This is a genomic window from Apibacter sp. ESL0404 (assembly GCF_019469245.1).
GTDB lineage: Bacteria > Bacteroidota > Bacteroidia > Flavobacteriales > Weeksellaceae > Apibacter.
In genome coordinates this window covers 723,310-749,567 of record NZ_CP048267.1, presented here as the reverse complement: position 1 = coordinate 749,567, position 26,258 = coordinate 723,310, and the positions used below count along the sequence as shown (strand labels likewise).

Below are 26,258 nucleotides of genomic sequence, written 5' to 3'. Positions count from 1 at the left end.
ATATTGAAAATATAAAAGTTTTACTATGTTAGTTTTTATTTAATATTTTAAATGTTAATCTTATGAAGTAATTTATTTCGATAAATAAATTATCTTCAAGCAATTAAAATAGAATACGAGCAACTTTTGAATTATAATTAAGCAATTAACCAATGAAAAAAATATATTTAGACAGTGCCGCTTCAACCATTATAGATGAAAGAGTTATTGAAGCAATGATTCAATCTATGAAAGAAGATTTTGGTAACCCTTCTGCTATACACAGCTTTGGGCAAGAAAGTAAGTCAAAAATAGAAATGGTCAGAAAAAATATAGCTCAATGGTTGCATGTAAATCCTAATGAAATCATTTTCACAAGCTGCGGTACTGAATCTAATAATTTAATTTTACGTTCTTGTATAGAAAACTTATCTATTAAACGGATCATATCTTCTCCCTTAGAACATAAATCTGTTTTGGAAACCATCAGAGATCTAAAAGAAAAACATCCTGAAATTGAAGTTGTTTTTCTTCCTTTGAAGAATAAAAAAGGGGATTTGGATATAGCTTTTTTAGAAGATTTACTAGAAGAAAAAATTCCAACATTAGTTTCTTTAATGCATTCCAATAATGAAATTGGAAATTTAACGGATATTGATAGTATTGCTCAATTATGTAAAAAATATGGAGCTTTGTTTCATTCAGATACTGTTCAAACTATGGCTCATTATCCTTTAGATTTCTCTAAAACACCCATTGATTTTGCTTCTTGCAGTGCCCATAAATTTCATGGTCCTAAAGGAATAGGAATGGCTTTTATAAGAAAATCAAGCGGTTTAAAAGGTATTATTACCGGAGGAACTCAGGAGCGTAATTTACGAGCCGGAACTGAAAATGTTTACGGGATTGTTGGCTTAGGTAAATCTTTTGATTATGCTATGCAAGAATTAAAGGAAAGAAGAAGGATAATTGAAGATTTAAAACAATATACAATTGATCAATTGTCTAAAAATATACAAGGGGTTTTGTTTAATGGGCATGGAACAGACTTTACTAAAAGTAACTATACTCTTTTAAGTATTTTGCTTCCTTTTCCCAATACTATGGTTGGTTTTCAACTCGATATGAAAGGTATCGCCGTTTCTCAAGGAAGCGCCTGTGCTTCCGGTGCTTCCAAACCATCAAAAACCATGTTGCAGCTTTATACTGAAGAAGAATTAAAAAATACAACGACGTTACGCATTTCATACAGCCATTATAATACAAAAGAAGAAATAGATGTTTTGATCAATTTTCTTTATGAGATACAAAAGAATTTAACTAATACCATCCCCGCCGAAAATGGGTAACCACCGCGCTTAAGTTAAAATTAAAGGTAAATCGAATATGGGATAAATAATTATTTTTTGCCGGTTCAAATCCCAACGTTGATTGAATGGGTAAATACAATTCTAAAAATTCAGGTATTATGTTCAATTTAACTCCTGAATCGTAGATAAAATACGTAGATTTCTTTTTATTCGAATACAATCCCATATCTGCATATAAGTCAAAAGGCTTCCATAAATGTATTTCTCCATTTAATGAAGTAATCCATTTATTGGCTGATTTATTCAACATGGATTTAAACCCTCCTTCAGCCATTATATATTGTTGATAAAACAATCCACCGGTTGCAGATCTTCCTAAATAATCCATGTAATTGAAACTATAATCTGTGATATGATCTACTCCGAAATCGAAGTAAGTAGAATTGGAATGATTGTTTATAAAATATCCTCCAAAATAGCGTAAACTTATTTTTTTATTCGGCGCATATTCATGTCTAAAATATATCTCTGTACTTATTTTATTGAAAATATTAGAATGTTGGAAGTTCGTTTTACTATACCATTCATTGATTATTCTTTTATCTGAATGCGAATATGACAGATCCAGCAGATTATAATGGGAATAATCATTTTTTTCAAGAATTTTAAACGGATCTTTTTCTCTTTCAACACTATTAAATGAAAGTCCTATGGTTCTGTTAATATCTGATCTGGGTCTCTTTTTAAATATAAGATTTACATTTCCTGAATATTTTTTATAACTCAAATTCTTATCATAATGATAATAAGTATATCCTGTTCCCATAGACATTCTTCTAAATAAGCCTTCTTCCATATCGTAATTGTAATTTAAGGCAACTGATCCCGTTAAACTTTTGGTTCCAGTGGAATAAGTTGGAGAAAATGAATATTCGAAAGGTCTTGAAAATGGAGAGCTATTATAAAAACGTAATCCTAGTATAAATTTATCGTAATTATTCCAATTTATATTGGGTTCATAAAAAATTTGTGTATAATTAGGATTATCAACGTCTGCATAGAATTTCATTTGCAATTTCTTTCTGTTCTTATAGATACCCTCTGTGTTCAATAGATTATCATTATCATTAATTTCCGGAAACAGATAATTTTTATTTATAAGTAAACGATCATATTCTCCATTTTTAAATGAATATAAAGAATCTTTATTGGTTGAAAACACCCATTTCTGATTGATTATCTTCTTGTTTTTTTCTCCCGTGATTAATATTGGAATCGGTAAAGCCGTTTTATTAGTGATACGTACTTTTATAGTATCTTTTTCATACTTATCCTCATAAAATTTTTTAATCTTAAAATTAATACGATCATTGGTAACTATATAATTTTGAAAAAACCATGCTAAATTTTTTTGAGAGTTTATTTCTAAAATCCTTTGAAAGTCTGATGAAGTAATTTCACGATCTTTTCCTTCTTCTATAAGCTTTTTAACTGAATTTTCGAAAAGATCCGCTCCCAAATAGGCGGATAGAAAATTAAAACTTAATCCCGATTTAAATTCACTAATTATATACTGGTTGATATTGCTCAATTCTAAAAAATCTTCACTTATCGGCTGATCATAATTTTGAGTGGCTATATATCTGTAACCTAATTTATACCGATCGGTTATAGGAACTTTAGATATGAAAAAATATTGTAACGGTTTAATTTTTATTATGCTAAGTTCTTTAGGAAGATTACCTAATAATTTAGTGTCAGGATAATACTTCTTTAAATAATTTAATTGATAATAGGTAAGCAAACCGTTAGGTATCCAATGATATTTATTTTTATCCACTTGTATTACCTGATTGATAACTGAATAGGCTATTTGCTGAAACATTTTAAGATCAATTTTTACGTCATCAGGAAAAAGTTTCCATTCTTTTAAACCCAATAATTTAATATCATCAACTCCTATAAAATTGCGATCTTTTTTAATTTTAGAGCTAATTAATAATTTTGAGGGTAGTTTGCCTAATTTTTCATTTAAAAATAGTAATTCGCGTTTTATATTTTTATAATAAATTTCTTTAAATTTTTCATTAATGGAATATCCAATAACTACTTCGGTTTGCGATCCGTTTATAGTATAAATAAAAGAAATCGGTTTATTTTTAGTAAGGATCATAGTTACAGCATCACCGGATGTTCCCTGTAATTGATTTTCTCCTACTTTTGTAAGGTCTCCATCCATATATAAACCCATAGGATGGTAAAAGTTAATAGTATAATTGGTTTTTCTATAGGGATTAAACTCAGTATCGGTAAATGGCTCCAATTTGGGTTTTGAATTGATAAAATCTAGAGGCTGTATAAAAAAGTTTTTTAAAACATAAGTACCTTTCGAGGAAAATCCATATCCGGTAATTCTATTGGAAGGAATTTTTATATTATAATTTAAATCCAAAGATATACTATCATTGGGTAATAAAGGAGAAAAAAGATTTACTTCGTAAAATTCAAAATCTCTAAGTAAAAAAACGGGTTGTCGTTTATTTATAAAGATGGTCAAATCATTGATTCGACCTCTATCCATATATTTTGAAAAATATAAAGTTTTATTTCTATCCTCTAATTTTCGTTTTCCTAATACCGTATTAGTATTAGAATAGGAATTAGCGGCTGCGTGTAAATATATTTTATCTAAAGTTATACCCGTATTATTATAAAAAACGATCTTTTGTTTTACGGATATATTTTTAGTTAGACTGTCTAAAGTTGCTGATATAAGTATTTTGTCACTTTGTGAAAAGCACAAAACTGGTAAAATTACTAAAATTATATTCGATAAGATTCTTAGAATTTTCATAGTTAACAGCAAGAAGTCATAGGAGATGATTACTATTTAAACCTTATTTCAACGGCTCCAAAACGATATTTAATAATGTCTGCTTCAAAATATTCAATATCATCCATATTATTTAATATTTTATAAATTTCTTTTTTTAATACTCCTTTACCTTTGCCATGTATTAGTATCAACTTCTTAACCTTATCTTTCTTGGCTGATTTTATTTCCTCCATAGCTTTATTAATTTGCTTTTCAAGCATTTGATGAGGCATCATGTTTTTAAAAGAATCAACAATATTTCCTATATGCAAATCAATAATTCTTTCTTGTATAGTTTCTTTTGCTACATTGTTAGTCTTTTTAGAAGTTACATCTTCTTTTTTAACATTAAAATCGGTAGCTTCAGTATACATATTTGCATATTTATCATAGGCAATTAAGTTATTTAGTAAATGTGTAACTTCAAATCCATAAGAATCTAGTAAAACTGCTTTATTTCCTATAAAATTTTTTATAGTAAAAATTCCTTCTTCATCCAGTAGTTTAACTTTATCCCCGATCTTCATACAGATTGAATTAATAAAGAAGGCTATCTTGAGGATAGCCTTATTTGTGTTGTATATATTATTTAATTTATTTTACATCATTTTCTGGGAACTCTATTGCTGGCTCCTCTTTTGGTTCTTTTAGAAGAAGATTCTTTACCTTTATGATCTTGAGCTACCCTAAATCCAACCCATACGGCAGACTCATTTTCAAGCATATATCTTCTTTGTCCAGGATCTAACCAATAAGCGGTATCATTCCAAGATCCTCCTTTAATTACCCTTAAATCATTACTGATTTGAGAAGTTCTTTGTTTGGAATCTTTATCTAACACAACTCTTCCGTTTTTATCTACTGTCCAGTTTCTAATAGGTGAATTGTAGTAATTAAAAGTACCGGTTGAATCAACACGACCATCTCCCGATTCTAAAGATGATTGTAAGTCTCCATCTCTAAAGTTTCTTGCATCATCTACAATCTCTGTTTCAAATTTTCCTGATAAATTTCTATACAATTTTCTTCCGTCTGCCAAAGTATCGAATTGAATTGAACCGTCATCAACTTTTTTAAATCTTCCGGGATTTCCTTCTTCACTAATAAATTGTTGATAAACGTTTCCTCTATAATAGTTGAAATCATTAAAATCAGTATCAATTAACGGTCTATAAACGTCTTGTGTCCATTCAGCAACATTTCCATACATACCATATAAACCAAATGGATTGGATGGATATGCTCTAACATCGGAAGTAATTGCATTCCCATCATTAGCCCAACCTCCACTACCGGAATAATCACCTTGTCCACCGGATTTGAAATTATCCAGGAATTGACCTCTATTTCTTCCTTTTTTAGCACGCATTCTATTGATCATTACGTCTTTACCTTCAATGATATTATACTGTCTGTTATCTGCTTCAGCCAGTGCAGCATATTCCCATTCAGCTTCTGTAGGTAATCTGAATTTTTGTACTAAATTTCCTTGAGCACTTTTATTAACAGCTATAATTCTTTCATTTTTGCTGGTAATACCGCTTTGTTTAGCGATTTTATCTTGATTAACAATACCTTCTAATTCAGGATCATTGTATTTATATTTTTCAACATTAAATGAATTTGAACCTACATTATTGGCCGGATTACTATAAAAATCTTTTGGGATAATACCTTTATTCATTAATTCTCTTTCATTGGCTCTGTCGGTTAACCAATCACAATATCTTTGTGCTTGTAACCAACTTACTCCAACTACCGGGTAGTTATCAAATTGAGGGGCTCTGAAATAATCTTCTGAATAAACATCGTTTCTGGACAATTTATTTTTCCAAACAAGAGTATCAGGAAGGGCTCCATAATAAATATCTTTATAATTCTCATCCGTTGGTGAATATACATACTTTAACCAAGTTACATATTCACGATATTCATAATTTGTTACTTCAGTTTCACCGATAAAAAAAGATCTTACTTGCATTCGGTTAGGGGTATTGTTCCAATCATGCATTACATCGTCTTTAACTAATCCCATAGTAAAAGCTCCACCTTCCACGAATACCATTCCAACCCAACCTTTTTCAGTCTTTTTCTTTTTACTATAAAACCAGCCGTTTCTATCATTGGCCTTCCATCCGGTCAAACTTTTTGTATTTTTAGTTCCACCGCCAGGTTTAGTTCTCCCACCACTGCAACTAACTAATGCTAAGGAAATTGAAGAAACAACGGATAATAATAATATGAATTTCCCGATTCTCATTGTATTTATTTTCATAATTAAGATCATGCAAAAATAATATAATATTACTTGAAAGAAAAATTTTTTCTACTTTATATTACATAACCTCAAATAACGTTAACTTATTTGTAGATATTGTATATTTAGTAAAATATTATTTCTACTTATTCGTTATTTAGAGGTAAATGAAAAGATTTTTATACATTTTTATAGCGTTTTTCATTCAAGTGTCCACATTTATCCCTGTGGCACAAACTATTACGATTAATTGGGATGGTATAAAGAATTTTTATTATTCAACTGAGCAAGTAAAAAAATATCCTTTCTTTACCAATGATAACTATTCCATTGATGAAGGAATACCTACTTTATATTATGCCGAGAAAACTGAATTTAATGGAGATGTATATCTGACTAATTTACAATGGCAACCTATTGAAAAATCGCAACTTGGCGATACGCCTCTGGACTTCATTCCCGATGATGATATTTTCAGCGCGTCAATTACTAAGTCACGAGATCAAAAATTTATATCCGTAACCATTAAAACATTTAAGAAAACAGGCAATACCATTTTTAAACTGATACGTTTTACCATTGAGAAAAAAAATTCTTACAGTAAAAATTATTCATCTTTAGAATCCTTTTTGAATGTTGAAAGTGTTCTAAAAAATGGATCATGGTATAAAATTAAAATAGCTAAAACAGGAATTTATAAAATTGATCGAAATTTCTTACAATCATTAGGAATAAATTGTAATTCTTTAGATCCCAAAACTATACGAATATTTGGCAATGGAGGAAAAATGCTTCCGGAACCAACCTCATCGTTCAGATACGATAACCTAAAAGAAAATGCCATTTTTGTCCGAGGAGAAAATGATGGAATTTTTGATTCAGATGATTATATATTATTTTATGGGCAAGGACCGGACTATTGGATAAGAAATTCAAAGGTTAGGCATAAAAAAAATATATATGAAGATTATGCATATTATTTTATTAACGTCAATCAAACTTCGGGAAAAAGAATTCAATCCAATCCATACAAGACACCGAACGCTAAAGTATATGTAGAGTACGATGATCATCAATTCTTTGAAGAAGATAGACTAAATTTAAATCAATTAGGTAAAATATGGGTGGATGAAAATTTAGGATTGAAAAATTATAAAGAAATCCTATTTCCGGTTCATGACTTAGTTCCGGGTTCAAGCATAACTTGGAAATATGCTTGGGTATCAAGAAACGGTATTAATGGAAAAATAAATGTGTCGTATAATGATAATCCAGTATTTTCATCGATTTTAAGGCCATCCCCTAATGAAATTGATTTTGCAATTGGAAACCAAACACAAACTATTACTCCAACTAATAATCAATTAAAATTTAATTTAGGATTTGATAATTCAGCCAATCCCTCGGCTGAATTTTATCCCGATTATTTTGAAGTCTTATATAAGCAAAAGCTTAAATTTAATGGTAGTCAAATGAATTTCAGAACATTTGATCCCATTGAAGATGGAAAAATATATGGATTTACTTTTGTTCCTTCTGAAGATTTTGAAGTTTGGGATGTTTCTGATGTAGTCAACGCAAAAAAACTGAAACGATCAGCAAATGCTTTTACATATTCCTATCAACTGTTATCAACTAATTTTAAAAACGAAATGATTGCCTTTAAGCACTCAGCTGCCTACATTCCGGAAGTTGTTGGTAAAATTTCAAATCAGGCGTTACATTCCATATCCGATGTAGATTATATTGTCATAACTGTTCCTGAATTTGTTTCTCAGGCAAATCGCATTAAAAATTTACATCAATCTAAAAATCGATTAAAAGTAGAAGTAGTTACAGTAAATCAAATTTATAATGAATTTAGCTCCGGGGGACAAGATTTAACCGCAATAAGAGATTTTTTACGTTATCTATATAAGAAAGACAATGGAAAATTAAAATATGTGCTTCTACTGGGCTCTGCCTCGTATGATTATAAAAATAAAACCGGAACCGGACATAACTTAATTCCTACCTATCAAAGTTATAATAGCACCGGTCTTAATTACTCTTATGCAACAGATGATTTTATAACGATATTGGATGATGATGAAGCTAATTTAATAGGAGAAGATGCCAATCTTTCAGCTACTCAATTAGATATAGCAGTGGGAAGAATGATTGCAAAAAATCTATCCGAAGCAACAGCGTGTGTAGATAAAAGTGTAAAATACGATAATGGAAAAGCTCCTCAAGGTACTCCTTTTGGAAATTGGAGATTAAACGCCTCTGTTATTGTAGACATTGACAGTGATAATAATTTCCATAAAAAAATTGAAGAAACTATTGCTCAAAATATTTTTGATAAATCTTTGAAAGAATATACACTTAAAAAATTATATATAGATTCTTATAATGCAGATTACACTACAGGTGGAGCCAGATTTCCACAGGTAAATGAAGCTATAAAAGCCGCTTTTAACAATGGTAATTTAGTAATAAATTATTTTGGACATGGCGGCACATTATCTCTTTCTCAATATAGGCTATTTTCAAAAGAAGATGTAAACAGCTTGTCTAATTTTAACAGAGATTTTTCTCGACTGCCTTTATTTATTACTATCTCATGCGATGTTTCCGTATGGGACAATCCTTCTTTAAATTCTTTAGGGGATTTATTATATCTCAAAAAAAATGGTGGAGCAAATTCCATGATTACAACCAATAGGGCGCTATCAATCTATTATGGGTTGAATATGAATCCTATAATCATGAAAAACATATTCACAAAAAAAACTGAAAGTAATCAATATATAGCTCTAGGTGAAGCGCTTCGACTTTCCAAAAAAGAAATCTTAAGTGGAGAAAGTCGAAAAATAAATTTGTTCGGAGATCCCGCGCAATCTTTGGTATACCCGAAACGTAAAATTAAGGTCACTAAAATAAACGGATTGGATGCAGACCATTTCTCGGGTGTTATAAAAGCCCTTGATTTCATTACCATTGAAGGCCAAGTACTAAATGAAAATGGAGATGTTGATCCCTCTTTTTCGGGAAATATCCAAACTGTTTTATATGATAAACCTGTGGATAAAAAAACTCTAAATAATTTTAATTATAATTCACTTAAACCACCTCTTGAATATAAAGAACAGGTTAATGCTATATATAAAGGAGGTTCACAAGTGAAAGATGGAAATTTTAAAATAGAATTTTACGTTCCTAAAGATATTAATTATGATATCGGTGATGGCAAATTACTTTTATATGCCGATAATTCTGAAATTGATGCCTTATATTTTAAAAATGATTTAAAAATTGGAGATATAAATCCCAATGGAATAAATGATTCGGAAGGCCCAAAAATAGGTTTATACATGAATAATCTAAATTTTGCTAATGGAGGAATAACTGATCGCTCACCGTATCTTTTAGCCTGTGTAACGGATAGTACCGGTATTAATTCAACCGGTTTAGGAATTGGACATGATATCACTGGCGTTTTAAATAATAATGTAAACGGTACCATTATTCTGAATGATTTTTATACCGGAGGAGAATCTTCTCCTTGTCTAAATCCGAATTTAAAAGATTATCAAAAAGGAAAAGTTTGGTATCGATTAGAAAATCTTGAAACAGGAAATCATTCAATTAAATTCAAAGTTTGGGATATTAATAATAATTCATCTTCTGCTACCTTAGATTTTTTAGTTGTTGATAACGGTGATCAGAGATTAATAATAAAAAAATTATTAAACTGGCCTAATCCATTTACAACTAAAACATTTTTTCATTTTGAACATAATTGTCCCGATATTCTTAATGTTCAAGTCCAAATTTTTACCGTGTCAGGAAAATTAGTAAAAACTATTAATAAAACCGTTACTTCTCAGCCTTTTAACGAAGGATACAGAACCGACAAATTTGGAATTGAATGGGACGGATTGGATGATTTTGGAGATAAAATCGGAAAAGGTGTGTATATTTATCGTGTAAAAATAAAAGGAACATCTGAATTTTGTAAGGGTTCAGTTTCTCAAGTGGAAAAATTGGTAATATTAAAATAAAATTTATTTTTGCATTATAAAAACGCTATAATAAAAAAAATTTATATCATTTTAACTCAAATAGTTCATGAAAAAAAGAATTTTAATTCTGACGTTGTTATTATTTAGCGCCTTTAAGGCTCAGAATAGAAATTACGCCATAGTCACCGGAGCACCCTTTTTAAGAATATCACCGGATGCTCGTTCTGGCGGTTTAGGTGATCAAGGGGTGGCAACTTCACCCGATGGGTTCTCCCAATTTTGGAACCCTTCAAAATATGTTTTTGGAACTAGTTATTCCGGAGTAGGTCTTTCATATACTCCCTATATGAATAAACTAACTAGCGATGTATTTTTATTAAACGGAACTTTTTATACATTCCTCGGTGAAGAAGAAAGAAGCACATTAGCCGCAAGTATTTATTATTTCAACATGGGTGAAATCCAACTTAACGAATTATTAGGAAATAATATTGTTGAAAAAGGTATTTCTAAACCTAATGAATTTGCATTAGATGTGTCTTATGGACTTAAATTAGCGGATGTATATTCCATGGCGGTTACCGCAAGGTATATTCGTTCCGATTTATTTAACAATGTTGATAATTCATCTGCCCAAACAAAGGCTGCCAATACATTTGCAGTTGATGTAACCGGATATTTCCAATCTGAAAAAAGCAGTTCTTTCGGCAATTATGAAGGAAGATGGAGAGCTGGTTGGGGATTATTTAATATGGGACCTAAATTAGACTACTCAGACAGCAAAGAAAATTCCAGCTATTTGCCTACTAATTTAAGATTAGGTGTGGGTTATGATCTGTATTTCGATGACGATAATAAATTGGGATTGACTTTTGAAGCTACAAAATTACTTGTTCCTGCACCCGAAGAAGTTAAAAATCCCGATGGTAGCATAACATATCAAGTTCCAGATAAAAGTTTTATTTCCGGAATGTTTAAATCATTTAGTAATAAAGATGTGGGCAAAGAAATTACGTACAGTATTGCAGGTGAATATACTTTCAATAACGCATTTGCTTTTCGTACCGGTTATTTCTACGAAAATCCTGACAAAGGAGGAAGACAATATGTAACACTGGGAGCGGGTCTTAAATATCAATCGTTCGGTATTGATTTTTCTTATCTAATTACAACTTCAAGTGTTAATAATGCTTTAGATAATACATTACGATTTGGATTAACGTGGGATTTTGGTGGTGATGCAACCAATGCTTACGACAATTATTAAAATTTCAACTAAAATATCTAACCTATAGTAAGAATCACTCTGTATAAAAGAGTGATTTTTTTTACATTTACCAAAATTATACAGTACGATGTTTACACCTGAAAAACTCCAAGAATTAAAACAATTAATTAAAACAAAAAAAAATATACTCATTTTGGCTCATCAGAATCCGGATGGTGATGCCATTGGTTCTTCTTTAGGATTATATCATTTTTTACGTAACCTTGGAGTTCAATCCACGATAATTGTACCGAATGAATTTCCTAAATTTTTAAAATGGTTGCCGGAAGCCAAAAATATCATCATTGGTGAATATCGGGTAAAATTCGTTGAAATAGCTTTTAGAAATGCAGATTTAATTTTCTGTCTTGATTTCAATACTTCTTCAAGGATTAATCAATTGGAAGCAAAATTAAATGAATCAAGAGCCGTTAAAGTGTTGATTGACCATCATCAAAACCCGGATAATTTTGATTATATATATTCAGATACTTCTCAACCGGCTACTTGCCAAATGATTTATAAATTTATTGATGCCTTAGGTGAAGTATCAAAAATCGATGAAAAAATAGCAACTTGTCTATATACCGGAATTTTAACTGATACCGGAAGTTTTCGGTTTAAAAATACCACCGCTGAAACTCATAAAATTATATCCGTATTTTTGGAAAAAGGAGCTAAACCGGATCTTATAGCTTCCAATATTTTTGATTGTAATACACCGGAACGACTAAAACTTTTAGGCTGTGTTTTAGAATCCATTGAACTTATTCCTAATAAAAATACTGCAATATTGTATGTAACTAGAAACCAATTGTTAGAATTGGGTTATCAAAAAGGAGATACGGAAGGATTTGTTAATTACGGACTTTCCATTGTAGGCATTAAGTTTGTTGCATTTTTTATGGAAGATCTGCAAAATGATTTTGTTAAGATTTCTTTCCGTTCCAAAGGAAATTTTGACGTTAACGCGTTTTCTCGAAGCTATTTTAATGGCGGTGGACATATTAATGCTGCCGGTGGCAGAAGTGATCTTTCTTTAAAAGATTCTATTTCAAGATTTAAAAATATAATTGAAAACGAAATCCATGAAATTTCTTAACATTGCAATTATATACTCATTTTGTATAGGCATTTTATTCTCGTGTCAGAAAAAAGAAATTTTCCTTCCGGTTACTAATTCAAAATCTGCATACGGCAAAAAATTATTAGAAAACTCTAAAGCCAGAGAAGATAAGGAAAGGGATTTCTTGCAAAACTGGATTAGTAAACGAGAGGATTCTTTACATTTAAAATTTGTGCCTACTTCTTCGGGTATTTGGATTCGATTTATTTCACATAAAAAATCTCCACAACCTAAAAATAATAGCTGGATTAAATATTCTGCTGAAATAAAAACACTTTCAGGAGATGTAATTTATTCTTTTGATGAGTTTGGTGAAAAGCAGGGAGTTTTGGGAAAATTTAAAGAGATAAGAGGAATTGAGTCAGCATTGTATATGATGGAGAAAGGGGATATAGCTGAAATAGTCCTCCCCTCCTTCACTGCCTATGGTTTATATGGAGATGAAAATAAAATTGGATATAATGTTCCCCTCTTAGTAACCCTTACTTTAATCGACGTTAAACCTTTATCGAAATGATTATCTTATAAAATTTAGTCGGATACACTTATTTTGAAAAATTAATTATATAAATCTTTAAAATAGTTTTGTGTATTTTTTTTATCCAAAATCAATCTAGCCTTAAGTTCATCTAATGAAGAAAATTTGATCTCATCACGTGCTCTATCATAGAAATAAATTTCAATTTCTTTTCCATATAAATCCCTATCAAATTCAAGTATATGAACTTCAATTTGTTTTTGTAAACCTTGTATGGTAGGACGCATTCCTATGTTCATCATCCCGTAAAAAAATTCATCTTTAATCTTAACTTTCACATAATATACCCCATTTTTTGGATATATCTTGTGTGGATCAATTTCAATATTTGCAGTAGGAAAACCGATGGTTCTTCCTATCTTATCACCGGTAACCACTTTGCCCTTCATAAAAAAATTATACCCTAAATACTCGTTTGCTTTACCTATTTTACCTTCGCTAATTTTATTTCTAATTTTAGTCGAACTGATTACGGAAGTATATCCACTTACTGAAGGAAGTTTGTAAAGAGTAAATCCAAATTGTTCGGAATATGTTTGCAACCGTTCGTAATTTCCATCCCGATTATTTCCAAATTGATGATCATAACCAATAACTAATGAATGTATGTGTAATTGGGATACTAATAGATCTCTAACAAATTCTAAAGCACTTAACCGGCTAAACTCTTTAGTAAATTCTTGTATAAATAAATGCTGCACATTAAATTTTTCCAAAAGTTGTATTTTTTCATTTAAAGTAGTTAAAAGCTTAAGTTCAGTCGTGGGTTGTAAAACGAATCGGGGGTGTGGATTGAATGTCATGACCGCTGTTTCAGCTCCCTCTTTATTTGCAATATCATGCAAATAGTTTAAAACAAACTGATGGCCCAAATGCACTCCATCGAACATACCTAAAGTTAGTATAATTTTATTTTCTTTAGCTACTTTAAAATTTTTAGTATGAATATTCACCGGTAATGAAAACAAATTGTCTGCAAAAATATGATATTTTTTTGGTTTTTTTCAACGCCTATAAGCTTTAAAATAGTATATTTGTAATTCCACAAAGGAAATGTAATTATTTGAATTTTAAATTATATGGTAACGGAAAATAAAGGTAAAATATCTCAGGTAATAGGTCCGGTTATAGACGTTGTTTTTGATGACGTAGAACAACTTCCCAATATATATGATGCTTTAGAAGTTATTAAAGATAACGACGAACCCAATTTAGTACTGGAAGTTGAGCAACATATAGGTCAAGATACAGTTAGATGTATCGCTATGGATGCTACCGATGGCTTATATCGAGGTCAGGAAGTTATAGCAACCAATAAACCTATAACGGTTCCTATCGGTGAAGAAATTAACGGACGTTTATTCAACGTTATTGGAAAAGCTATTGATGGAATCGGTGATGTTCCCAAAACTCATGAATTACCTATACACAGGCCTTCTCCGAATTTTGAAGATATTTCTACTTCTGCAGAAGTTTTATATACCGGTATTAAAGTTATCGATCTAATTGAGCCTTATTCCAAAGGAGGTAAAATTGGACTTTTCGGAGGTGCGGGAGTTGGTAAAACCGTATTGATTCAAGAATTGATTAACAATATTGCTAAAGGACACGGTGGGTTATCTGTATTTGCCGGTGTTGGAGAACGAACTCGTGAAGGTAATGACCTATTACGGGAAATGTTGGAATCTAAAATTATCTCGTATGGAGATGAATTTATGAAATCCATGGAAGAAGGCGGATGGGACCTTACAAAAGTTGATTTTGACGCTTTAAAATCATCGAAAGTTGCCTTTGTTTTTGGTCAAATGAATGAACCTCCCGGTGCTCGTGCCAGAGTGGCTCTATCCGGTTTAACCTTAGCTGAATATTATCGAGACGGTTTAGGAGCCGGAAAAGGTCGGGACGTATTGTTTTTCATAGATAATATTTTCCGTTTTACTCAAGCCGGATCGGAAGTTTCTGCTTTATTAGGACGTATGCCTTCTGCGGTAGGATATCAACCTACCTTAGCCAGTGAAATGGGTGCACTTCAAGAAAGAATTACCTCAACCAAAAACGGTTCTATTACATCTGTTCAGGCGGTTTATGTTCCGGCAGACGATTTAACTGACCCTGCCCCTGCAACTACATTTGCTTATTTGGATGCTACTACCGTATTAGACAGGAAAATTGCTTCATTGGGTATCTATCCGGCCGTAGATCCACTACAATCTACTTCGCGAATTCTTTCTCCTGAAATTTTAGGAAATGATCACTATGAATGTGCTCAAAATGTTAAGGAAATCCTTCAAAGATATAAAGCTTTACAAGATATTATTGCCATCTTAGGTATGGAAGAATTGAGTGAAGAAGATAAATTAGTGGTTTATCGAGCTAGAAAAGTACAAAGATTCCTTTCACAACCTTTCCATGTTGCTGAACAGTTTACGGGAACTCCCGGTGCATTAGTGGATATTAAAGACACGATTAAAGGGTTTAATATGATTCTTAACGGAGAATTAGATCAATATCCGGAAGCTGCCTTTAACTTGAAAGGAACTATCGAAGAAGTAATTGAACATGGCGAAAGACTATTAGCTGAATTAAAAAAATAATTTGTTGAATAATTTTAAATCTTGATGAAAATACAAATACTTACTCCGGAAGAGGTTATTTTTGACGGTGAAGTTTCATCTATAACAGTTCCCGGTTCATTGGGTGAATTTCAAATGTTGGAAAACCATGCTTCTATTGTTTCTACCCTTGAACCCGGAATCATTAAGCTTGAAAATGTAAGTTCTTCTTCCAACGTTACTAAATTAAAGAATGAGGGTAAATACCAAACATTCACTATTAAGAGCGGATTATTAGAATTTAATAACAATAAAGGTATAATACTTTGTGATTAAAATATTTATACAATAATATTATAATAACATAAAAAAGGATTTAGTAACAATCCTTTTTTTATTATATATAATTTAGATTTAGAGTATCTAGTTAAGATATTTAAAATAGGTCAATTAATATAGCATGAAATTCCGTTTATAGTTATATTTTAAAATTTAGATAGGTGATAGGTTTACCTTCTTTTAAAAACATATTCTCATAAAAAGTTTTTATTTCTCTTACGTAAGAAGGTAATTCGTATTCCGGCGCTCCATAAATATCATGGTGAGAAGATAACACGGTATATCCCAAACCATGTATTAATCCGTTGGCATAACCATGTAAAAATTCACTATCCGTTTTTAAATGGATACTACCTCCTTCTTTCATAATTCTTTTATATTTTTCAAGAAAAATAGAATTTATTAATCGGTGCTTTGTCCTTTTATATTTAATTTGTGGATCCGGAAATGTTATCCAAATTTCATCTACTTCACCGGGAGAAAATACATGTTCAATTAATTCAATTTGAGTGCGCAAAAAACCAACATTTTTTATTTGTTGTTCTATGGCTGTTTTTGCTCCTCTCCAAAAACGTGCTCCTTTAATATCTATTCCTAAAAAGTTTTTTTCAGGAAAATGTTGCGCTAAACCAACGGAATATTCTCCCTTTCCACAACCCAATTCAATGATTACGGGATTATCATTTTTAAAAAATTCTTCTTTCCATTTACCTTTATAATGAAAATTAGAAAGTATTTCATCTCTCGTAGGCTGTATTACATTATTAAAAGTCTTGTTTTCAGCAAATTTACGAAGTTTATCCTTGCCCATAATTTAGTCTTGAATGTACAAAAATAACTATATTCGTACACATTTCAAATTTCTTTATTGGTAGCTAGTTTCATAATGTGACAATAAATGAATAATCCTAAATATAATTAAGATCTGTTAATTAAAAACGTTTCCTTTTAAATCTTCTTAAATTTCTTTAAAATTCATTAAAATATTAAAATTAAAGTTTCAATTATTATCGTATTTATAATTCATTCATAAAAAATTTCATATACTTAAAATTAATTTAATATTTTTATGAATTAAACACTATTAACAATGAATCTTTCTCAACCAAAACTTACTCCTAAAATACTTTGGCTGATGGCTATTAGTTCAGGACTAGTAGTAGCAAATAACTATTATAACCAACCACTATTGGGTTTAATGGCCAAAGATTTTAATGTCAGTGAATCAAAAATAAGCGGTATAACCATGTTTACGCAGATCGGCTATGCCTGTGGACTATTTTTTCTGATTCCTTTAGGTGACATGTTTCGTAGAAAAAAAATTATTCTTATTGATTTTATATTCATTATTAGTAGTTTATTAGCTATGGCTGTCAGTCCTTCTATAGAATTATTATTTCCTATAAGTTTTATAATAGGTTTTACCTCAGTTATTCCTCAATTGTTTATACCCATGGCTGCAACTTTGGCAGCTCCGGAAGATAAACCTAAAGCCGTTGGATTTGTGATGAGCGGATTACTTATTGGTATATTGGGATCGAGAGTTTTAAGTGGATATATCGGCGATATTTTAGGATGGAGAGAAATGTTTTATATCGCAGCTATATTAATGGGTGTTGTGTATCTTTTGATATATTTTAATTTACCGGAAATCTACCCGAATTTTAAAGGAAATTATAAAAAGTTAATGCTTTCACTCGTTGAGCTTTTTAAAACAGATTCATCATTACGCTCTGCCGCTTTACGAGGAGGACTTAGTTTTGCTTCTTTAAGTGCTTTTTGGACTCCTTTGGTTTTCCATCTTGAAGAAAATTTTCATTTAAGTGATGGAACAGCAAGTAATATAGCCGGAAAATTTGGCTTAGTAGGTGCATTTGGAGCTCTGGCTGCTGCCCTCATGGGAAAAGTTATATCTAAATTCAATAAAAATACGATACTTGTTTTTACTGCATTATTGATTTTACTTTCATGGATTATATTCTACTATGGAGGTTATTCTTATTTGGGTTTAACTATTGGGATCATATTAATTGATATTGGGGTGCAATCTACCCAAATTACTAATCAATCAATTATTTTTTCAAATCACCCGGAAGCAGGTAATCGTGTTAATACTATTTATATGACCAGCTATTTTATCGGTGGATCACTGGGAACCTTTATTTCTGCTTATGCTTTTGAAATTTATAATTGGACCGGTGTGATTAGTGTGGGTAGTTTTTTCGCTATAATAATGTTAATATTCCATTTGCTTTCTATAAAACGATAATGTATTGTTAGTTTATTTCTTTTGTAATAAAGATAGTATAAAATAAACAAGCAATATTTAATTCATTAAACCGGTGGTAACTGACTTTATTTCATAAAAAAAACTCCTATTTTCTAGGAGTTTTAATTTTTTTTTAACAGCAGCTAAATTATTTGGATTGTGGAATATAAATTTGAAATCCTAAACCAAAACCTAAACCACTTTGTTTGTTTCCGTTGTTAATATTTTGAATTGCAGCTGCATAGTTATATCCGATTGTACCTTCTAACGCTACAGAACGGGTAATAAAATGAGCGTAACCCACATTTACACCAAAGGCAAATCCACTGTCTGAGCTTCCGTTAACTGCTGCTCCTTTGAATCCAACATCACCTTCAGCAAAAAATCTTCCGGTTTCTTTAGCACCTTCAGGGAAGTAATACCTAACGAAGGGCATAACCCCATAGTTCCAAATAGGTTTTTCATCATCTTGAAACACTGCTCCGAAATCTATAGCTGCACCAACGGCTATTCCATGAGAAAGAAAATACCCAACTCTAGGAGTTAAATTAAATGAAAATCCTTTGTTTTCGAAATCATAGCCGAGATTTGTAATACCTGCTCCGGTCAACCAGCTTCCTTTTTGAATTGGTGTAGAACCTACGTTAGCCGAAGTTTGTGGTGTAGTTACAATCTGTGCATTTGATATTGCTATACTACCTAAAAAAATAGTAAACAATAAAAGTACTTTTTTCATAATTATTATATTATTTTTATACACCATAGTAAACGACAAAACCTATGCCAAAATTTTAACAAAATATTATATTTTTTTTAATTAGAATAATTTGGTGCTTCTTGAGTAATTATAACATCGTGAGGATGACTTTCTTTTAATCCTGCAGAGGAAATTTTAACCATTTTACTTTCTTTTTGCAATTTTACAATATCTTCTGTACCGCAATAGCCCATACCTGCACGAATTCCTCCACATAATTGATAAACGACATCGGATAATTTTCCTTTATAAGGAACTCTTCCTTCAATTCCTTCCGGTACTAATTTTTTTGTTCCTGATTGAAAGTAACGGTCTTTGCTTCCTCTTTTCATGGCAGAAATTGAACCCATACCTTGATAACTTTTGAACTTTCTTCCTTGAAAAATAATTTCATCTCCTGGTGCTTCATCGGTTCCGGCAAATAAAGATCCCAACATGACACAGGATGCACCGCTGGAAATAGCTTTAACTATATCTCCCGAAAGTTTAATTCCTCCATCAGCAATTACCGGTATATGATGCTGATTTGCATATTCATAGACATTATATATGGCAGATAATTGTGGCACTCCCACTCCCGCTACTACTCTAGTGGTACATATAGATCCGGGACCTACACCCACTTTTAATGAATTGGCTCCGGCTTCTATTAAATCTTTTGCCGCTTGTGCGGTAACTATATTTCCACCAACAATATCTAAATCAGGAAAAGAAGTTCTGATTTCTCTGATTTTATTTAATACATTGATTGAATGTCCATGAGCGGAATCTACCGCAATTATGTCCACTCCGGCTTTTACTAATGCTTCGACTCTTTCTAAGGTATCATCTCCTACTCCTACCCCTGCTCCCACTCTAAGTCTTCCTTCAGAATCTTTACATGAATTGGGATACTCGAACAAATTGTCAATATCTTTTATGGTAATCAATCCTATTAATTTGTTGTGATCATCTATAATAGGAAGTTTTTCTATCCTATTATTTAATAATATTTGCTTGGCTTGTTCCAAAGAAGTATTTTTTAAAGAAGTAATAATATGTTCTTTGGACATGACATCTTCTACTTTCTGATTTAAATCCGATTGATATTTAATGTCTCTATTAGTAATTATGCCGACTAAGGTATCATCTTCTTCTATTACAGGCAAGCCGGATATTTTATACTCCCTCATTAACATGAGCGCATCCTGTAAGGTATGGTTTCGACTTAAGGTAATGGGATTGGAGATCATGCCGTTTTCTGACCTTTTTACTTTGTTAACTTCAACAGCCTGTTGATCTATCGGCATATTTTTGTGAATAAATCCCAGACCTCCTTCTCTAGCCAAAGCAATGGCTAAACCTGATTCAGTTACAGTGTCCATAGCTGCTGAAACTATTGGAATGTTTAATTGAATTCTTTTGGTTAACTGGGTTTTTAAATTTACTTGAGAAGGTAGAATCTCTGAATAAGAAGGAATAAGCAAAACATCATCAAATGTGATAGCTTCTTCTACAATTTTAGAACTAAGCGACATATTGTTTTTTGCCAAGCAAATATATAATTTTTTTTTTAAAAAAATAATTTAATTTTTTTAAAAAAGTATATAATCAAAATAATACATGATAAAATAAAACGTAATTTTTTATAAAAAGACTAATTATTTACAAAAATAAATTAAATTGATATAGATATTTTGGATTTATTTTTATAAAAATTATAAATATTTTTTTTCTACAATTAAAATAATTTAAATTAATTCTTACTACAATTTTTTACATTGTGAATTTCTTATGCTTGATTTTTATCTACATTTCTTTTTTGAAATTCTGTTTTCAATTTATAATTAAATCGAGATTTAAACTTTTGGATTTTAGGTGCAATAGTATAGCTGCAATAAGGTTGATTTGGATTTTGTTCGTAATATCTTTGGTGATAATCTTCAGCCGGATAAAATTCTTTAAAAGGTACTATTTCCGTCACATATTTACCTTTCCATAAGTCAGAAGATTCTGATTTTTTTAAAGATTCTTGAGCAAGAATTTTTTGTTCTTCGTTTCTATAAAAGATAACAGATCTATATTGAGTGCCAATATCATTTCCTTGTCTGTTTAATTGAGTCGGATCATGTAAAAACCAAAAAACATCTAATATTTCTGAAAAAGAAATTTCTTCAGGATCGTATTCAATTTCAATTACTTCCGCATGTCCCGTAGTGCCCGTACAAACATCTTTATAATTAGCATTTTCTTTTTTTCCTCCGGAATATCCTGCTGTAACCTTAGTAATACCGTTTAACATTTCAAAACAAGGACTTAAACACCAAAAACATCCTCCTCCTAATGTAATTTTCTCTAATTTTTTTCTCATTATATCCGTTTTCTTTTCTTGTGATTGATTGGTCTGACAACTAAACAAAAGTAAATTAATAGCATTAAAAAAAATAAATAATTGCTTTTTTATATTATTTGTTAGAACTAGTTGCATATTTATAAAACAGTTATAAAAATTTAAGTATCTAATATTATTCTTTATTAAACAAAAACTGTACTAAAATTTATTTTATTTTAAATATTTTAGACAAACAAAAGGATTTATTTATATTTTTTTTGAATAAATAAATTATTCCATAAAAAAAATATTTATTTTGTTTAGGAAATCATTCTAAATTATGTTATAAGAAAGTATGATTAAGGTAATTAATTTGCTAACTTTGCATATTACCTATTCTATAACATGAGTACAGATACTGCAAATAAAAATTTTGAAATTGTTAAAGATGTTTTTATAAAATATTTAGAAGATCGAGGACATAGAAAAACTCCTGAAAGATTTGCTATCGTTGAGGAGATCTATTCAACAGATGAACATTTCAATATCGATTGGCTGTATATGAGAATGAAAGAAAAAAATTATAGAGTGAGTAGAGCCACTATTTATAATACCATTGAAATTCTTTTAGATGCCAAGTTAGTCCGAAAACATCAATTTGGAGAAGGACTTCAAGCTTTATATGAAAAATCATATTTTGCTAAGCAACATGATCATATCTTAATGATCGATTCGGGAGAAGTTATTGAATTTTGTGATCCTAGACTTCAAACAATTAAAGATTCTTTAGAAAAAATATTTAATATTGAAATCGAAAGTCATTCTTTATATTTTTATGCAAAAAAGAAAAGTAAGTAAATGAATTTAAAAATTATATTTTTTATTTTCTTTATATTCACAGGTGTATTTTTATTTTCTCAAGTTACCCCTCCGGCTTCTTCAAAAAAGGATAATCCCAAACCCATAAATCTTATCAATGCCGACATGGAAGAGGTGAATGAGCATGTATTTAACGGAAATATTGTTTATTCAGGACATGTCATAGCAGAACACGAAACTTCTCATTTAGAAGCAGATTCAATCATTTATTTTAGCGATAAAAATTTTATTGAAGCAAGAGGAAATGTTTTTTTTAGGGATAAACAATCTACCTTGAATTGTAAAAAATTGACTTATAATGGAATAACCAGAAATGCCATCGCATATCATAACGTAAAATTAGTTACCCCTGATCAAACGGTTGAAACCGAGGAAATGATCTATGATGCCAATCGGGATGTTGCCTATTTTGACAATTGGGGAACAGTTTATAAAGGCGAAAATATAACTCATACAAAAGTTGGAAAATATTTTGTTAAAGATAATCGAATTGAATTAGGGGAAAATTCTACGTTAGAATCTCCGGAATATATATTAGAAGGGTCTGATATTAAATACGATGCTAAAAATGAAATTGCAACATTTACTAAATTTACCCGCATAACCAATAAAAAAGATCCCACCGTTTACGTAACGGGAAGTACGGGTTCTTACAATACCAAAACCAAACAATCCGATTTAAAAAATGACGGAAAGGTTTATTACCAAGGGAAAATATTATCCGGCAATGATTTATTTTTTGATGAAATAAAAGGTTTTGGTAGAGGAATTAAAAACGTTAAATTGGAAGAACCTAAAGAAAAAAGATTTTTAATCGGTGAATATGCTGAAGTATATCAATTTAAGGATTCTGCAATGATTACAGGAAGGCCTTATATGGTAAAAGCATTTACTAAAGATTCTTTATATATTCATTCCGATACCTTGATTGCTATTCAAGGAAAAGATAAAAAATCCACCATTCGGGGGTATCATAACGGAAGGCTTTTCAAATCGAATGTTTCCGGAAAAAGCGATTCTCTGGTGTATCAAGAAACCATTGGTAGAATTGATTTTTATAAAAAACCCATATTTTGGTCAACAGGAGGAAGACAATTAACCGCAGATACTCTTTCTGCGTATTTAAATAGTTCCAGTCAAGCCATAGATTCCATTTATGGCAGATCCCATGCTTTTGTAATTAGTAAAGTAGATTCTTTAAGTCCTAAATTGGAATTCAATCAAGCAAAAGGAAGAATGCTTCATGCCTATTTTCAAAACGAAGAACTTCATTTAGTAGATTTAAAAGGTAATGCCGAATCCATCACTTATGTAGAAGAAGAATCTAAAACGAAAGGTAAACAACGGACGGGAATCAGCATATCTGTATGTGGAATTTTACAAGGTGAGTTTGTTGAACGCAAAATGGATATTGTTTCTTGTCAGCTAAGTGCAGAATCAAAATTATACCCTGAAAGTAGGCTTCCCGAGCAAAACAGATATTTACCTGAATTTGAATGGAGAGATGACGAAAGATTAAAAAAATGGCAAGATATATTCCCGGATGTCTTTCCCTATAATAAAAACGAGCCTAGAAAAACCATTGAGCAACTATTGGAAGAAGAGAAAAAACAAAATGCAAAAGTCAGCAATCGATAATTATCAGATACCTATATAAATATCTATATTTGCATCTTACATTAATATAAATTAGTATGGAAAGAGAAATAATTCGATGCGAATGGGTAGGATCTGATGACATATACAAAAAATATCATGATGAGGAATGGGGCAAACCGGTATATGATGACCGATTACTATTTGAATTTCTTTTACTTGAAGGATTTCAAGCCGGTCTTAGTTGGATTACGGTATTAAAAAAAAGAGAGAGTATTCGTGAAGCTTTTGACCATTTTGATTATAAAAAAATTTCACAATATACTCAGGAAAAAATGGATCGTTTACTTCTCAATGAAGGTGTTATTAGAAATAAATTGAAAATTAAAGCTGCCACAACCAATGCACAAAAATTTATGGACGTGCAAAATGAATTCGGAAGTTTTAGCAATTATTTATGGAACTTTGTCAACCACACACCTATTTGCAACCACTGGGAGACCATTAAAGAAGTTCCCGCTTCAACTCAACTTTCCGATAGTATTTCAAAAGATTTAAAAAAGCGTGGATTTAAATTTGTGGGTACAACTATTATTTATGCATTTTTACAGGCAGTTGGAGTGGTTAATGATCATACTCTTACTTGCTCATTTCATCCTGTTAATCATTAGTTGATTGTAAACATGTTTTTTTCAATTTACTTTTATATTTAATGACTAATTATAAAAAATCTCTCTTTAGGACCCATTGTACTATTCAGTAAAAAACACAGAATTAAAAAAATTGTATAATTATTGAAAGATACCTGTTATGTTAAATCACATTATGCAGTAATTACACATACCTTATAAAATTTAATAGTATTACACATTATTAAAAAACAATACATTTGATAAATAAATCGAGTTTAAAGCAGATTAATTTTATATGTTAGAAAAAAAAGAAGCATTATATGAAAAAGCTATTCTAATCGGATTGATTACTCAAAACCAAGATGAAGAAAAGTTAAATGAATACATGGATGAATTGGAGTTTTTGGCAAATACAGCCGGAGCTGTAGTTTATAAAAGATTTACGCAAAAGCTGGATCAGCCACACTCTAGAACGTTTGTAGGAAAAGGAAAGTTGGAAGAAATTAATAGTTATGCTAAAGAACATGAAATCGATACAATTATTTTCGATGATGAACTGACTCCTTCTCAACTTAAAAATATAGAAAAAGAATTAGACAGGAAAATTATTGACCGTACGAATCTTATATTAGATATTTTTGCTCAACGAGCAGAAACATCCTATGCCAGAACACAAGTTGAACTTGCTCAATATGAATATCTTCTTCCTCGCTTAACTCGTATGTGGACTCACCTGGAACGTCAAAAAGGAGGTATTGGATTGAGAGGACCGGGAGAAACTGAAATTGAAACCGACCGACGTATTATCAGAGACAGAATATCCTTGCTTAAAGAAAAATTAAAATCGATTGATAAGCAAATGTCAACTCAACGAAACAATCGAGGAAAATTAGTTAGAGTAGCTTTGGTTGGATATACTAATGTAGGAAAATCTACCTTAATGAATGTGTTGAGTAAATCGGAAGTTTTTGCCGAAAATAAATTATTTGCAACACTAGACACAACTGTAAGAAAAGTTGTAATAGGTAATCTTCCTTTTTTACTAACCGATACAGTCGGCTTTATAAGAAAATTACCTACTCAGCTGGTAGAGTCGTTTAAATCAACGTTAGATGAAGTAAGAGAGGCTGATCTTTTGATTCATGTGGTTGATATTTCTCATCCCAGCTTTGAAGATCATATTAATTCCGTAAATACCATATTGGCTGAAATAGGTTCTGCAGATAAACCAACAATAATGGTATTTAATAAAATTGATAATTTTTCTTATGAAAGAAAAGATGAAGATGATCTAACACCGGTTACCAAAAGAAATTATTCGTTAGACGATTGGAAAAAAACATGGATGGCTAAATCCAAATATCCTAGTGTTTTTATTTCTGCTTTAACTAAAGAAAATTATGAAGAATTGAAGAAAATTATTTATAATCAAGTTAAAGATATCCATACACAACGATTTCCTTATAATGATTTCCTCTTTGAATATTACGATCAAGAAGGAAAAGAAATATAATTTAAAATACAAAAGGGCTTAATTAATAAGCCCTTTTCGTTTTATATTTTT

The 26,258-nt window shown here is 30.7% G+C and carries 20 protein-coding genes; 12 read left to right on the top strand and 8 right to left on the bottom strand.

What is annotated here, in order from left to right; translation table 11 throughout:
- Positions 1-152: 152 nt before the first annotated feature.
- Entirely contained in the window at positions 153-1,328 is a 1,176-nt protein-coding gene (locus GYM72_RS03125; RefSeq protein WP_220264668.1) for a cysteine desulfurase family protein, read from the top strand.
- Here GYM72_RS03125 and GYM72_RS03120 read toward each other — a convergent pair.
- From GYM72_RS03120 to gldJ, 3 genes are all read right to left on the bottom strand, one after another.
- Positions 1,300-4,143: a hypothetical protein gene (locus GYM72_RS03120; RefSeq protein ID WP_220264667.1), complete on the bottom strand. Its 2,844-nt coding sequence runs from the start codon at positions 4,141-4,143 to the stop codon at positions 1,300-1,302. The genes GYM72_RS03125 and GYM72_RS03120 overlap by 29 nt on opposite strands.
- Positions 4,144-4,175: 32 nt before the next feature.
- Positions 4,176-4,691: a Smr/MutS family protein gene (locus tag GYM72_RS03115; protein WP_220264666.1), complete on the bottom strand. Its 516-nt coding sequence runs from the start codon at positions 4,689-4,691 to the stop codon at positions 4,176-4,178.
- A gap of 77 nt (positions 4,692-4,768) precedes the next feature.
- On the bottom strand, positions 4,769-6,439 hold the full coding sequence (gene gldJ, locus GYM72_RS03110) for a gliding motility lipoprotein GldJ (RefSeq protein ID WP_370626047.1): 1,671 nt from the start codon (positions 6,437-6,439) through the stop codon (positions 4,769-4,771).
- Between the two features lie 149 nt (positions 6,440-6,588).
- Here gldJ and porU point away from each other — a divergent pair, with 149 nt between their 5' ends.
- The 4 genes from porU (at position 6,589) to GYM72_RS03090 (ending at position 13,338) form a co-directional block, all read left to right on the top strand.
- A complete protein-coding gene (gene porU, locus GYM72_RS03105; RefSeq protein WP_220264665.1) occupies positions 6,589-10,467 on the top strand; it encodes a type IX secretion system sortase PorU in 3,879 nt (1,292 codons plus the stop codon).
- A 67-nt stretch (positions 10,468-10,534) separates the two neighbouring features.
- A complete protein-coding gene (porV, locus tag GYM72_RS03100; RefSeq protein ID WP_220264664.1) occupies positions 10,535-11,695 on the top strand; it encodes a type IX secretion system outer membrane channel protein PorV in 1,161 nt (386 codons plus the stop codon).
- An 88-nt stretch (positions 11,696-11,783) separates the two neighbouring features.
- A complete protein-coding gene (locus GYM72_RS03095; RefSeq protein ID WP_220264663.1) occupies positions 11,784-12,797 on the top strand; it encodes a bifunctional oligoribonuclease/PAP phosphatase NrnA in 1,014 nt (337 codons plus the stop codon).
- Entirely contained in the window at positions 12,784-13,338 is a 555-nt protein-coding gene (locus GYM72_RS03090) for an FKBP-type peptidyl-prolyl cis-trans isomerase (protein ID WP_220264662.1), read from the top strand. The genes GYM72_RS03095 and GYM72_RS03090 overlap by 14 nt, the downstream gene beginning before the upstream one ends.
- 41 nt (positions 13,339-13,379) lie before the next feature.
- On the opposite strand, the gene GYM72_RS03085 is transcribed toward GYM72_RS03090, so the two are convergent.
- The gene (locus GYM72_RS03085; protein WP_220264661.1) at positions 13,380-14,312 is read right to left on the bottom strand and encodes a bifunctional riboflavin kinase/FAD synthetase; all 933 of its coding nucleotides are present in this window, start codon (positions 14,310-14,312) and stop codon (positions 13,380-13,382) included.
- Between the two features lie 126 nt (positions 14,313-14,438).
- Here GYM72_RS03085 and atpD point away from each other — a divergent pair, with 126 nt between their 5' ends.
- On the top strand, positions 14,439-15,953 hold the full coding sequence (gene atpD / locus GYM72_RS03080; RefSeq protein ID WP_220264660.1) for a F0F1 ATP synthase subunit beta: 1,515 nt from the start codon (positions 14,439-14,441) through the stop codon (positions 15,951-15,953).
- A gap of 24 nt (positions 15,954-15,977) precedes the next feature.
- On the top strand, positions 15,978-16,247 hold the full coding sequence (locus GYM72_RS03075) for a F0F1 ATP synthase subunit epsilon (protein WP_220264659.1): 270 nt from the start codon (positions 15,978-15,980) through the stop codon (positions 16,245-16,247).
- Positions 16,248-16,389: 142 nt separating this feature from the next.
- Here the strand turns inward: GYM72_RS03075 and trmB are convergent, their stop codons facing one another.
- Positions 16,390-17,061 carry a tRNA (guanosine(46)-N7)-methyltransferase TrmB gene (gene trmB, locus GYM72_RS03070; protein WP_220264658.1) on the bottom strand — a complete coding sequence of 224 codons (672 nt, stop codon included), beginning with the start codon at positions 17,059-17,061 and terminating at the stop codon, positions 16,390-16,392.
- A gap of 279 nt (positions 17,062-17,340) precedes the next feature.
- Between trmB and GYM72_RS03065 the strand changes: the two genes are divergently transcribed.
- A complete protein-coding gene (locus tag GYM72_RS03065) occupies positions 17,341-18,519 on the top strand; it encodes an MFS transporter (RefSeq protein WP_220264657.1) in 1,179 nt (392 codons plus the stop codon).
- 148 nt (positions 18,520-18,667) lie between these two features.
- On the opposite strand, the gene GYM72_RS03060 is transcribed toward GYM72_RS03065, so the two are convergent.
- The 3 genes from GYM72_RS03060 to msrA form a co-directional block, all read right to left on the bottom strand.
- A complete protein-coding gene (locus GYM72_RS03060) occupies positions 18,668-19,255 on the bottom strand; it encodes a hypothetical protein (RefSeq protein WP_105297090.1) in 588 nt (195 codons plus the stop codon).
- A 77-nt stretch (positions 19,256-19,332) separates the two neighbouring features.
- The gene (guaB, locus tag GYM72_RS03055) at positions 19,333-20,793 is read right to left on the bottom strand and encodes an IMP dehydrogenase (RefSeq protein WP_220264656.1); all 1,461 of its coding nucleotides are present in this window, start codon (positions 20,791-20,793) and stop codon (positions 19,333-19,335) included.
- Positions 20,794-21,047: 254 nt separating this feature from the next.
- The gene (gene msrA / locus GYM72_RS03050; protein ID WP_255571553.1) at positions 21,048-21,626 is read right to left on the bottom strand and encodes a peptide-methionine (S)-S-oxide reductase MsrA; all 579 of its coding nucleotides are present in this window, start codon (positions 21,624-21,626) and stop codon (positions 21,048-21,050) included.
- Between the two features lie 366 nt (positions 21,627-21,992).
- On the opposite strand from msrA, the gene GYM72_RS03045 reads away from it, so the two are divergent.
- The 4 genes from GYM72_RS03045 to hflX all read left to right on the top strand — a co-directional run bounded on the left by GYM72_RS03045 (position 21,993) and on the right by hflX (position 26,207).
- Complete coding sequence (locus GYM72_RS03045; RefSeq protein WP_160542379.1) at positions 21,993-22,445, top strand: Fur family transcriptional regulator; 453 nt, start codon at positions 21,993-21,995, stop codon at positions 22,443-22,445.
- Positions 22,446-24,104, top strand: a complete 1,659-nt coding sequence (locus GYM72_RS03040; protein WP_166006709.1) for an OstA-like protein — start codon at positions 22,446-22,448, stop codon at positions 24,102-24,104. It abuts the gene before it with no gap.
- 56 nt (positions 24,105-24,160) lie between these two features.
- A complete protein-coding gene (locus GYM72_RS03035; protein ID WP_166006711.1) occupies positions 24,161-24,733 on the top strand; it encodes a DNA-3-methyladenine glycosylase I in 573 nt (190 codons plus the stop codon).
- Positions 24,734-24,989: 256 nt separating this feature from the next.
- The gene (gene hflX / locus GYM72_RS03030; RefSeq protein WP_160568025.1) at positions 24,990-26,207 is read left to right on the top strand and encodes a GTPase HflX; all 1,218 of its coding nucleotides are present in this window, start codon (positions 24,990-24,992) and stop codon (positions 26,205-26,207) included.
- Positions 26,208-26,258 lie beyond the last annotated feature (51 nt).

Coding starts and splice junctions, on each gene's coding strand:
- porU (WP_220264665.1), top strand. CDS start 6,589: ATGAAAAGATTTTTATACATTTTTATAGCGTTTTTCATTCAAGTGTCC.
- trmB (WP_220264658.1), bottom strand. CDS start 17,061: ATGGGCAAGGATAAACTTCGTAAATTTGCTGAAAACAAGACTTTTAAT.
- atpD (WP_220264660.1), top strand. CDS start 14,439: ATGGTAACGGAAAATAAAGGTAAAATATCTCAGGTAATAGGTCCGGTT.
- GYM72_RS03125 (WP_220264668.1), top strand. CDS start 153: ATGAAAAAAATATATTTAGACAGTGCCGCTTCAACCATTATAGATGAA.
- GYM72_RS03065 (WP_220264657.1), top strand. CDS start 17,341: ATGAATCTTTCTCAACCAAAACTTACTCCTAAAATACTTTGGCTGATG.
- GYM72_RS03060 (WP_105297090.1), bottom strand. CDS start 19,255: ATGAAAAAAGTACTTTTATTGTTTACTATTTTTTTAGGTAGTATAGCA.
- msrA (WP_255571553.1), bottom strand. CDS start 21,626: ATGAGAAAAAAATTAGAGAAAATTACATTAGGAGGAGGATGTTTTTGG.
- GYM72_RS03075 (WP_220264659.1), top strand. CDS start 15,978: ATGAAAATACAAATACTTACTCCGGAAGAGGTTATTTTTGACGGTGAA.
- GYM72_RS03090 (WP_220264662.1), top strand. CDS start 12,784: ATGAAATTTCTTAACATTGCAATTATATACTCATTTTGTATAGGCATT.
- GYM72_RS03040 (WP_166006709.1), top strand. CDS start 22,446: ATGAATTTAAAAATTATATTTTTTATTTTCTTTATATTCACAGGTGTA.
- GYM72_RS03120 (WP_220264667.1), bottom strand. CDS start 4,143: ATGAAAATTCTAAGAATCTTATCGAATATAATTTTAGTAATTTTACCA.
- porV (WP_220264664.1), top strand. CDS start 10,535: ATGAAAAAAAGAATTTTAATTCTGACGTTGTTATTATTTAGCGCCTTT.
- hflX (WP_160568025.1), top strand. CDS start 24,990: ATGTTAGAAAAAAAAGAAGCATTATATGAAAAAGCTATTCTAATCGGA.
- GYM72_RS03095 (WP_220264663.1), top strand. CDS start 11,784: ATGTTTACACCTGAAAAACTCCAAGAATTAAAACAATTAATTAAAACA.
- GYM72_RS03045 (WP_160542379.1), top strand. CDS start 21,993: ATGAGTACAGATACTGCAAATAAAAATTTTGAAATTGTTAAAGATGTT.
- GYM72_RS03115 (WP_220264666.1), bottom strand. CDS start 4,691: ATGAAGATCGGGGATAAAGTTAAACTACTGGATGAAGAAGGAATTTTT.
- gldJ (WP_370626047.1), bottom strand. CDS start 6,439: ATGAAAATAAATACAATGAGAATCGGGAAATTCATATTATTATTATCC.
- guaB (WP_220264656.1), bottom strand. CDS start 20,793: ATGTCGCTTAGTTCTAAAATTGTAGAAGAAGCTATCACATTTGATGAT.
- GYM72_RS03035 (WP_166006711.1), top strand. CDS start 24,161: ATGGAAAGAGAAATAATTCGATGCGAATGGGTAGGATCTGATGACATA.